We start from the raw sequence: 9920 nt of genomic DNA on the forward strand, positions 1-9920 counted from the left end.
ACGGCGTCGACCGGGTGGGGGGTCAGGCGCCCGCCAGGCGCCAGAGAGGGGGTACGCGGCGCGGTGGCGTTCCCGCCCGCAGGGTCCGGTAGAGGCCGGCGGCCTCCGGAGGGGTGAGGGCGAGCTCCTCGGTGATCCTGCGGGTGGTGACGTAGTCGAGGCCCTCGGCGAGCCGGGACCGCTCCCACGCGGTGAACCGGGCGAGGAGGGCCTCGGGGTCCTCCGGCGGGCGCGGGGACGGCACGGCGGGCGCCGCCTCGGCCCGCCGGCGCTCGCGCGCGATCTCGGAGAAGCCGCAGACCTCGTACGACACCTCCTCGGCGGCTTCCAGACCGGAGCACCGTTCGAGCGCCCCCGCCAGCGGGTTGAGCCGAAGCGCCTCCTCGCAGGTGAGCCGGTGCACCTGGCGTGCGGAGTCGTCGAGGACCAGGGGGCGGGGGGCGTCGCGGGTGCCGCAGACGCCCCGCGCCCCCCGGGCCGCCGCGACGAGCACGGCGCCGGCCTCGGACGGGTGCCAGTCGAAGACGGCGAGGACGCCCTCGGTGTCCTCGGGGGCGAGCGTGAGGGCCGGCTCGCCCAGTCGGGGCATCAGGAGGGGCAGGGGCACTTCGTTGTCCAGGCCGGGCCCCGCGACGTACACGGTCGTGGGGATGCCCGTCGCGGCGCAGGCCGCCAGGGCCAGCGCGTCGCCGAGGGGGCTGCGCAAGGTCGGTTCGTCCCCCCGCGCCACGATGTCCCCGCCCACGTCCACGAGGTCGATCCGGTCGGCTCCGCACCAGCGGGCCGCCGCGCCGATCTGGCGGGCGAGGCCGAGCGTGCCGCCGTAGGGGTCGAGCAGCCCGAGGGCGGGGCGCAACCGCGCGGCCAGCCGGGGCAGCAGCGATCCGGCCGGCGCCTTCGGCACGGTCCGCGGGGTGATGAGGGTCAGGCCCGGCGCGGGCGCGAGGGTACCGGTGAAGTCCGCGGCGCCGCGCGGGCCGGGAACGGGGTCGACGACCAGCCTCTCCCAGGCGTAGGTGAGCACCAGTGCCGGGGCGTCCGGTCCGTACAGCGCCGCGTGCACCATGGCCGCCGTGATGGCGTCACCGCCACCGCCCGCGGCGATGAGAAGTCGCTTCATGGCGGACACCCAACTCCACCCGCCCCTCCTCCCGCCACCCGGACCGGCCGGTTCCGCCGCCCCGACCACCGTACAAACAAAGGCATTTGGCAGGAAAGAACCTTCTCCGCGAAAAGTGCATACGAAACTCCATGCGACGAAACCGAACTTTTGGCGTTCGCACTACAGATGTCGGCGCGGTCGTCGCCCTAGGGTCCCGGTCTGTCACACCACGTGACGCCGTCGTCCGAGAGTGAGTCACACCGCGCCATGGGCAAGCCAGTCATGCTTCCGTCGCCGTCGACCCGGCCCTCCCTCCCCGCCGTCGGGGAGGACAGTCCCTACCAGCAGTACGTGTACGCCTATCCGCACCAGAAGGCCTACCGCCTTCTCGACGACGGTCCGCTCCTGAGCGACCTGTGGGCGGGCGAGCGCCTCGACGCCCTCTCCTTCTACGCGCACATACCGTTCTGCGAGATGCGGTGCGGCTTCTGCAACCTCTTCACCCGCACCGGCGCCCCCGAGGAGGTGACGCAGGCGTTCCTGGACACCCTGGAGAGACAGGCCCGGGTCACCAGGGAGGCCCTCGACGCCCAGGGCCGGCCGTTACGGTTCACGCTCGCGGCCTTCGGCGGCGGCACTCCGACCTATCTGACGGCCGACGAGCTCGTCCGGCTCTGCGACATCTCCGAGGACGTCATGGGCGTCGACCTGCGGGCGGTGTCCTGGTCGGTGGAGACCTCGCCGGCCACCGCGACCGCCGACCGCCTCGCCGTGCTCGCGGAGCGGGGCGCCACCCGGCTGAGCATCGGCGTGCAGAGCTTCCTCGACGAGGAGGCGCGCGCGGCCGTCCGCCCCCAGAAGCGGGAGGAGGCCGAGGCCGCCCTGGCCCGCCTCAGGGACGCGCGGTTCCCCGTGCTCAACATCGACCTCATCTACGGCATCGACGGCCAGACCGAACGCACCTTCAGGGTCTCGCTCGACGCCGCCCTCGCCTGGGAGCCCGAGGAGATCTACCTCTACCCCCTGTACGTGCGCCCGCTGACCGGGCTGAGCACCCGTCACGCGGCCACCCCCGACGCGTGGGACGACCAGCGGCTGCGCCTGTACCGCTTCGGTCGCGACCACCTCCTCTCGGCCGGCTACGAACAGACCTCGATGCGGGTATTCCGCCGGATCGGCACCGCCGCCGCCGAGGACACCGACGGCAGCAGCATCAGCGAGTACAACCAGCAGGCCGGCATGGTCGGGCTCGGCGTCGGCGCCCGCTCCTTCACGACCGACCTGCACTACACGACCGACTACGCCGTCGCGGTCCCCGAGGTGCGCCGCATCATCGACGACTACATCGCGACCCCGAGCGACCGGTTCCGGCGGGCGCAGTGGGCGTTCCGCATGGACGGGGACGAGCGGCGCAGGATGTACGTCCTCCAGCACCTGCTCGAATCGTCGGGGCTGGACACCGCCCGCTACGAGCGGCGGTTCGGCAGCCGCTTCGAGGACGACTTCGCCCCGCAGCTCGACGTCCTCCTGGGACGCCGCTGGCTACGGGACGGCGGCGGCGTCCTGCGGCTGACGCCGGAGGGAATGGCCAGGGCCGACGGGATCGGGCCGATGTTCTTCTCCGCGACCGTGCGGGAGAACATGAGCGCCTACCGGGACCGGTGACACCGCCCGCCGCGGTCAGCGCCCGGCCGGCTCCGGCAGGGGTTCCTCCGGAGTCCGGCGGCGCTCCGGCACGGAGACCGTGACGAGGCCGCCGAGGAGCAGCGCGGCGCCGGCGGTGGCGAGAGGCCCCGGCCGCTCGCCGAGCAGCGCCACGCCGAGCACCGTGGCGACCAGCGGTTCCGTCAGGCTCAGCGTCCCCACCGTGGCGGCGCTGAGCCCGCCGACCCCCCGGGTGAAGAGCAGGTAGCCGAGCGCGGTCGTGCCGAGTCCCAGCCAGCCCACCAGGGCGGCACCGTGTGCCGTGGCCAGGCCCCCGGGGGCGATCAGGAGGTACGGGGAGACGAGCAGTCCGGCGCACAGGACGCTGACCGGGGCCGCCGCGTCCAGGTCGGCCCCGCGCGCGCCCAGTTCCTTGGTGGCGGCGATGTAGACGCCGAAGCTCGCTCCGGCCGCCGCCCCGTACGCGACGCCGAGCGCGTCCGCGCGTCCTCCGCCGCTCGGGAGGAGCAGCAGTCCGATGCCCGCGACGGCGCAGGCCGTGCCCACCGCCCAGCGCGGCGAGGGCCGTTCGCCGGAGAGCAGGCGCCCGCACGCCCCGCCGACCGCGGGCACGGTCCCGAAGGCGACCGCCGTCGCCAGGGCCGCCCCGCAGCGCTCGACCGCCTGGAGGAAGCAGACCTGGAAGGAGGCCGTGACGAGCACGCTCACCACCAGCCACCGCCGCGCCCCGGGCAGCCGTAAGGTGCGCAGTCCGGCCGGGCGCGCCATGAGGGCGGTGAGGACGAGCCCGCCCAGGAGCATCCGGGCGGCACCGAGCGACACCGGGTGCGCCCCGGTGTCGGCCCAGACCTGCGCCGGTCCCACGGTGCCCCACAGGACCGCCGCCACCAGTACGGACGCCACAGCCTTCACACCGATTCCCCTCCCACCACGCACGGACGGCGCGAACGTATCCGGGCGCGCGGGGCGGTGGCCCCTGGTGAAAACCATGAGATCCGCGCCGCGTGCGCCGCCGATCCCGTGTCTTCGCACCACTCCCCCTCCCTCCGGCTCCTCCGGATCGGTGTTCCGGCGAGGGGTGCGGGCGGTCAACTCCGCAGGTGAGAAGCTCCGTTGAGGTCGAGGATCGAACCGGACGCCCATTCCGCGTCGGGCGAGGCGAGCCACAGGACGGCCGCCGCGATCTCGGCGGGGGCGGCCACCCGGCCGAAGGGGCTCTGGGCGCGGATCGCGGCCCCCTCGGGTCCCTCCAGGCGCGGTGCGACCCGCTCGGTGGCGAAGAAGCCGGGCGCGACCGAGGCGACGCCGATCCCGTGGGGGGCGAGGGAGACCGCGAGCGACTGGCCCAGCGCGTGGACGGCCGCCTTGGTCGCGCCGTAGGCCGGGTGGTCGGGCTCGCCCCGGAAGGCGCCCCGGGAGCCGATGTTGACGATCCGGCCGCCCGTGCCCTGGTCGATCATCCGCCGGGCCGCGAGGTGGCTCAGGTTCGCGGTCGCGAGCAGGTTCACCGCCACGTGCCGCCGCCAGACCTCCGCCCACTCGTCGTACGGGGTCTCGGCGAGGGGGTGGCGGAGGTTCACCGCCGCGTTGTTGACCAGTACGTCGATCCCGCCGAGCGCCTCGGCCGCCGTGTCGGCCACGGTCGCGGCCGTCCCCGGGTCCGCGAGGTCGCCCCCGACGAGGACGTGGCCCGTCCCCCGGAGGGAGTCCAGGGTCGTCCGGGCCTCTTCGGCTCGGGTGGCGAAGTGGACGGCGACCCGGTCGCCGTTGGCCGCGAACGCCCGGGCGACCTCCGCGCCGAGGCCCCGGGAGGCGCCGCTGACGAGGACGCGGCGGCCTGTTGCGGGCAGGGGGTTCATGGAGGTGCCTTCCGGTCGGGGACGTGCCGTCCGGCATTCTGCACGCCGGGCCCGGCGGCGGCGCGCGTACGGCACCGGGGCGGCGGTGGACCGCACGCGCGCCGTGGGGTCAGGCGACCGTCAGGACGATCTTCCCCGTGGTGCGGCCCTGTTCGCCGATCGCGTGGGCCTTCGCCGCCTCGGCGAGCGGGAGCACGGTGTCGACCACCGGCCTCAGCTCGCCGCGCTCCACCAGGGCCGTGAGCTCGCGCAGGCCGAGGTGGTCGGGTTCGACCAGGATCCAGGCCGCGCGCACGCCGTCCGGAGCGGCGGGGACGCCGTCCGGGGACAGCAGGGTGATCAGCCTGCCCCCGGGGCGGAGCAGCTTCAGGGAGCGCTCGCCCGTCTCCCCGCCGATGCCGTCCAGCACGACGTCCACCGAGGAGAGGACGTCCTCGAAGCGGGCCTCGCGGTAGTCGACCACCTCGTCCGCGCCCAGCTCCCGCACCAGGTCGTGCTTGGCCGCGCTCGCCGTACCGATGACGTACGCCCCGCGGGCCCTGGCGATCTGCACGGCGAGGTGCCCCACGCCGCCGGCCGCCGCGTGCACGAGGACGCGCTCCCCCGGCCGGACGTCCGCCGCGTCCACGAGGGCCTGCCGGGCGGTGAGCCCGGCCAGCGGCAGCGCCGCGGCCTCCACGTGGGTCAGGGAGGCGGGCTTGGGGGCGAGGTGCCGGGCCGGGGACACCACGTACTCGGCGTATCCGCCCGCCTGGCGGGGGAAGAGCGGCATTCCGTAGACCTCGTCACCGGGGCGGAAGACGCCCACGCCGGGGCCGACCGCCTCCACCGTGCCGGACACGTCCCAGCCGACGACGGGGAGGGCGCCCCAGTCGATCATCGACCCGCTCGCACGGGTCTTCCAGTCGACGGGGTTCACCCCGGCCGCGTGGACCCGCACCAGGACCTCGTTCAGGCCGGGTTCGGGGCGCTCCACGTCCCGCTCGACCATGTTCTCGGGACCGCCCCACCGCTCCACGACCATCGCGCGCATGTCGTCCGCCTCTTTCCGTATCGATCGGTGCGCCCCGGAACCCTTCCGGTGGCGACGGGTCCACCATCCGTCGCGGCGCCCCCGTACGGTGTTGGCCGGGCGGCCACTATGTGACAGGATCCGGCCATGAGGGCGACACGCGACCGGACGGTGTGGAACGAGCGGGAAGGGGCGCGGGCGGCGCCGCACCGGATCGCCGTGCTCGCGCTCCCCGGCGTGCCGCCGTTCGAGCTCGGCATCCCCTCCCGGGTCTTCGGCAGCGCCATGGAGGCCGACGGCCGTCTCCTCTACGAGGTCACGGTCTGCACGGTCGACGGCGCCCCCGTGGCCAGCGACGCCGGTTTCACCGTGCAGCCGACCGCGGGACCCGAGGCCCTCGCGGCCGCCGACACCGTGATCGTCCCGCCCACGCACGCCATGCCCGAGCTGGGGCGCGGCGGCCCGTTGCCGCCCGAGGTCGCCTCGGCGATCGCCGGCATCCGGCCCGGCACCCGTCTGGTGTCCATCTGCACCGGTTCCTACGTGCTCGCCGCCGCCGGGCTCCTCGACGGGCGTCCGGCCACCACCCACTGGAACCTGGCGCCGGAGTTCCGCCGGGCCTATCCGAAGGTCAAGCTCGACGAGGACGTGCTCTTCGTCGACGACGGCGACGTCCTGACCTCCGCGGGCGTGGCGGCGGGCGTCGACCTGTGCCTGCACATGATCCGCCGCGACCACGGGGCCGCGACCGCCAACCGGGCCGCCCGCATCTGCGTGGTGCCTCCCTGGCGGGACGGCGGACAGGCCCAGTTCATCGACCGGCCGGTCCCGGAGCCCGCCCTGGCCGGCACGGCCGCCACCCGCGCCTGGGCGCTCGAACACCTCGCGGAGCCGCTCTCCCTCGCGCGGCTCGCCGAGCACGCCCGGATGAGCCTGCGGTCCTTCACCCGCCGGTTCCGCGACGAGGTCGGCATGACCCCCGTGCAATGGCTCACGGCCCAGCGCCTGGAGCTCGCCAAGCAGCTCCTGGAGACGACCGACCTCCCGATCGACCTCGTCGCCCACCGCGCCGGCCTGGGCTCCGGGAACTCCCTGCGCGCCCACATGCGTACGGCGTTCGGGGTCTCCCCCGCCGCCTACCGCCGCGCCTTCGGCGCCCACGCCGCGCGGGGGACGTGACGTCCCGTCCGTTTGGAGCACGGGGCGCAGGGCACCCGAGGTCCTACGGACAAGACAGAGCGAGAGGTGCGAGTCGATGTCGACCGGAATCGTCCTGGCCATCGTCATTGCGGCCGTCGTGGTGGTCGCGCTCGTCACCGTCGCCGCGGTGAACCACCGGCGACGGGCGCGTCTGCGCGACCGGTTCGGACCCGAGTACGACCGCGCCGTCGAGGAGACGGGCAGCAGGCGTGCCGCCGAGCAGGACCTCGACGCCCGGGAGCGACGTTACCAGGAGCTGGACATCAAGCCGCTGCCGAACGGCACGAAGGAGCGGTACGCGCAGCGGTGGAAGGAACTCCAGGAGGAGTTCGTCGACGCGCCCGAGGGCGCGGTGCACGAGGCCGACCGGCTGGTGACGGCCCTGATGCACGAACGCGGTTACCCCACCGAGGGGTACGAGCAGCGGATGCGCGACCTGTCCGTGCGGCACGGCCGCACGCTGGAGCACTACCGGGCCGCCCAGGAGGTGCACGCCCTGAGCTCCTCCCGGTCGGCCACCACCGAACAGCTGCGGGAGGCGATGGTGCACTACCGCGCCCTCTTCGGCGACCTGCTCACCGACGGCACCCCGACCGGCTCCGGCCGGTCCTGACGACGCGGAGGCGGAACACATGCGTGACCACGACACGGCCGAGCGCGAGACGACGGCCGACCAGCACGGAACGACGGACCGGAACGAGACGACGGACCGCCCCCGGGCGGTGGAACGGCCGGGAGTCGCGGACCGGCACGGAATAGCGGACCGGCACGGAGCGGCGGAACAGCGCGAAGCGACGGGCCCGCACGGAGCGACGGAACGGCGCGAGACCGCCGACCGTACCCCCGACCCCGCCACCGCGGAGCGGAGTACGGCGACGACGACGGAAGCGACGACGTCCACGGACACTCCCGTCACGGCCCCCGAGGGCCGGAAGTCCCCGGCGTCCCCGACGTCTCCGGCGTCCCCGGCAGGTACGGCATCCCCGGCGGGTACGGCAGGTACGGCGGCCGGGGAGTCCGAGGCCCGTCCCGGACCGCTGTCGGGCGTCGCCGGACGCGGGGAGGACGAGCACGTCCCGGACCTGCTCGGCCAGGAGGACGGCGACGCGTACCGCAAGCGCTGGCGCGAGATCCAGGGCCGGTTCGTCGACGACCCGCGCGAGGCGGTCCACTCGGCCGACGAGCTCGTCGCCGACGTGATGAAGACGCTGGCCGCCGCCTTCGCCGACCACAAGCACACCCTCGAAGGGCAGTGGGGCGAGGGCCGGGACGCCGACACGGAGGCCCTCCGCGTGGCGCTGCGCGAGTACCGCTCGTTCTTCAACCGGCTCCTGACCACCTCCACCCCTCAGCACTGAGCCCGACGGCATCCGGGGGCCGGTCGGCCGCGCACGGCGCGGCGGGCCGGCCCCCGCGCGTCGGTTCCGGGCCGGGCGCGGGCCTCATGGCGCCGCGTGCGCCCCGCCCCTCTCCCGGCCGCCCGGGTGCCGGTGCCGCCAGACCCAGAAGACCGCCGAGGACACCAGCGCCCACCCGGCCAGCACCACGAAGGGGAAGAGGTGCTGGTGGCCGCCGAAGTACACCGCCGTGTGCTGTGCGTTCACCGAGGCGCCCGGCGGCAGCCACTGGCCGATGTGCCCGAGCGGCGACGGCAGCAGCGGCCAGGACACCGCGCCGCCCGAGGAGGGGTTGCCGAGGAGCACCATCAGCCCCCAGGTGGGAAGCATCGCCCAGCGCCCGATCAGGGTGTTGAACATGGAGAAGACCATGCCGGAGGCGAACATGGTCAGCGCGAGGATCAGCCACGACTCGACGAACGGCAGGTCGAGCGCGCCGAGCAGCCAGTCCACGGTCGCGGCGATGGCGAATCCGCCCAGCAGGGCGTAGAGCGCGGTGAAGGCGATCCGTTCGGCGGGGTTCAGCGGCCTCGCGTGCACGCTGAGCTGGATGGCCCCCACGAATCCGATGATCACGGCGGCGAGCGAGATGTAGAACAGCGCGAGCCCGCGCGGGTCGCCCTTCTGCAGCGGTTTGACGTCCGCCACCGTGACCGGCACTCCCGTCGCCCGGCCCACCTCCACCGCCGCCTCCGCGAGGAGCTGGGCCACCGAGGCGCCCGAGGCCCCGGCGACGTCGAAGGCCACGCGGTCGTCCCGCAGGGTCATGACGGCGAACACCCTCTGCTCGTTCACCGCGTCCAGGGCCCCGGCACGCGTCCGGTAGGGCCGCAGTTCGAGCGAGGAGTCCAGCGCCCGCTCCATCCCCTCGGTGAACGTCCTGCCGGTCGGCGAGTCCGCCGCCCCGATGACGGCCGTCGGGATGTGACGGGGGGTCGGGTTCGCCATCGTGTACGTGTACGAGCCGGCGAACAGGGCGGCGGCCGCGGCCAGGATCAGGACCAGCACGGTCGCCGGGAAGAAGGGCGAACGGGTGAACACCGTCCAGCGCTCGGACCGGCTCGGCGGCCGGCCGTGGGCGCCGTGCGGCGGCGCGGAGTCGCCGTGGGGAGGCCCGGGGTCGCCGTGGGGAGGCCCGGGGTCGCCGTGCGGAGGCCCGGGGTCGCCGTGCGGAGGCCCGGGGTCGCCGTGCGGAGGAGGGTCGTCTTCGTGCGTGTCGGACATGCTCGCCAGACTAATCCGGACTAATCACCCTCAAGGGGATCTCCACCCCGCCCGGCGACCAAACGCCCCAGGGCCCACCGGGCCGGACCGGCGTAGGCCGCGAGGGCCACGGCCGGGCCCTCGACCCGCAGGATCGTGGCCGATCCGGTCGGGCGGGCGAGGACCTCGTGACGGAGCCTCAGGCGCACCGGGCCCAGGGCGACCCGCCACGTCCACCGCCGCCGTTCCTCGTCGACGGACTCCACGACGAACCTCGCGGAGACGCCGAGGAACGAGACGACCTCGCCCCGCAGGCCGGGCGCGATCCGCCCGCCGTCCGCGCGCACCGCCCTGATCTGCGGCGACCACGTCGGCCAGAGGGCGGGTACGGCGTAACGCGCCCAGACGTCCTCCGCGGGCGCCGGGCCCGCGGCCCGCAGCGTCATGACCGCCATCGGTCCGCCCGGCCCCCGGCCGACCCG

At 74.7% G+C, this 9920-nt stretch carries 10 protein-coding genes; 4 read left to right on the forward strand and 6 right to left on the reverse strand.

All coding sequences use genetic code 11. The features are described from left to right. Positions 1-22: 22 nt before the first annotated feature. Positions 23-1120 carry a DUF1152 domain-containing protein gene (locus tag ACIQD7_RS07300; RefSeq protein WP_402440319.1) on the reverse strand — a complete coding sequence of 366 codons (1098 nt, stop codon included), beginning with the start codon at positions 1118-1120 and terminating at the stop codon, positions 23-25. A gap of 264 nt (positions 1121-1384) precedes the next feature. Between ACIQD7_RS07300 and ACIQD7_RS07305 the strand changes: the two genes are divergently transcribed. Then, entirely contained in the window at positions 1385-2767 is a 1383-nt protein-coding gene (locus ACIQD7_RS07305; protein ID WP_402441367.1) for an STM4012 family radical SAM protein, read from the forward strand. Between the two features lie 15 nt (positions 2768-2782). On the opposite strand, the gene ACIQD7_RS07310 is transcribed toward ACIQD7_RS07305, so the two are convergent. The 3 genes from ACIQD7_RS07310 to ACIQD7_RS07320 all read right to left on the reverse strand — a co-directional run bounded on the left by ACIQD7_RS07310 (position 2783) and on the right by ACIQD7_RS07320 (position 5659). Next, complete coding sequence (locus ACIQD7_RS07310; RefSeq protein ID WP_402440320.1) at positions 2783-3679, reverse strand: DMT family transporter; 897 nt, start codon at positions 3677-3679, stop codon at positions 2783-2785. Between the two features lie 176 nt (positions 3680-3855). Continuing rightward, positions 3856-4626, reverse strand: coding sequence for an SDR family NAD(P)-dependent oxidoreductase (locus tag ACIQD7_RS07315; protein ID WP_402440323.1), 771 nt, complete (start codon positions 4624-4626; stop codon positions 3856-3858). A 109-nt stretch (positions 4627-4735) separates the two neighbouring features. Further along, positions 4736-5659 carry an NADP-dependent oxidoreductase gene (locus ACIQD7_RS07320; protein ID WP_402440325.1) on the reverse strand — a complete coding sequence of 308 codons (924 nt, stop codon included), beginning with the start codon at positions 5657-5659 and terminating at the stop codon, positions 4736-4738. Between the two features lie 126 nt (positions 5660-5785). On the opposite strand from ACIQD7_RS07320, the gene ACIQD7_RS07325 reads away from it, so the two are divergent. The 3 genes from ACIQD7_RS07325 to ACIQD7_RS07335 all read left to right on the forward strand — a co-directional run bounded on the left by ACIQD7_RS07325 (position 5786) and on the right by ACIQD7_RS07335 (position 8196). After that, a complete protein-coding gene (locus ACIQD7_RS07325; protein ID WP_402440327.1) occupies positions 5786-6817 on the forward strand; it encodes a GlxA family transcriptional regulator in 1032 nt (343 codons plus the stop codon). A 76-nt stretch (positions 6818-6893) separates the two neighbouring features. Continuing rightward, positions 6894-7451: a hypothetical protein gene (locus ACIQD7_RS07330; protein ID WP_402440329.1), complete on the forward strand. Its 558-nt coding sequence runs from the start codon at positions 6894-6896 to the stop codon at positions 7449-7451. A gap of 19 nt (positions 7452-7470) precedes the next feature. Then, positions 7471-8196 (forward strand): hypothetical protein, encoded by a 726-nt coding sequence (locus ACIQD7_RS07335; protein WP_402440331.1) that lies wholly within the window; start codon positions 7471-7473, stop codon positions 8194-8196. A gap of 84 nt (positions 8197-8280) precedes the next feature. Here ACIQD7_RS07335 and ACIQD7_RS07340 read toward each other — a convergent pair whose 3' ends face one another. Beyond that, the gene (locus ACIQD7_RS07340; protein WP_402440333.1) at positions 8281-9459 is read right to left on the reverse strand and encodes an ABC transporter permease; all 1179 of its coding nucleotides are present in this window, start codon (positions 9457-9459) and stop codon (positions 8281-8283) included. A gap of 20 nt (positions 9460-9479) precedes the next feature. Beyond that, the gene (locus ACIQD7_RS07345; RefSeq protein WP_402440335.1) at positions 9480-9884 is read right to left on the reverse strand and encodes an SRPBCC family protein; all 405 of its coding nucleotides are present in this window, start codon (positions 9882-9884) and stop codon (positions 9480-9482) included. Between the last annotated feature and the right edge of the window lie 36 nt (positions 9885-9920).

This window comes from Streptomyces sp. NPDC093071, from assembly GCF_044754545.1.
Classification (GTDB): Bacteria; Actinomycetota; Actinomycetes; order Streptomycetales; family Streptomycetaceae; genus Streptomyces.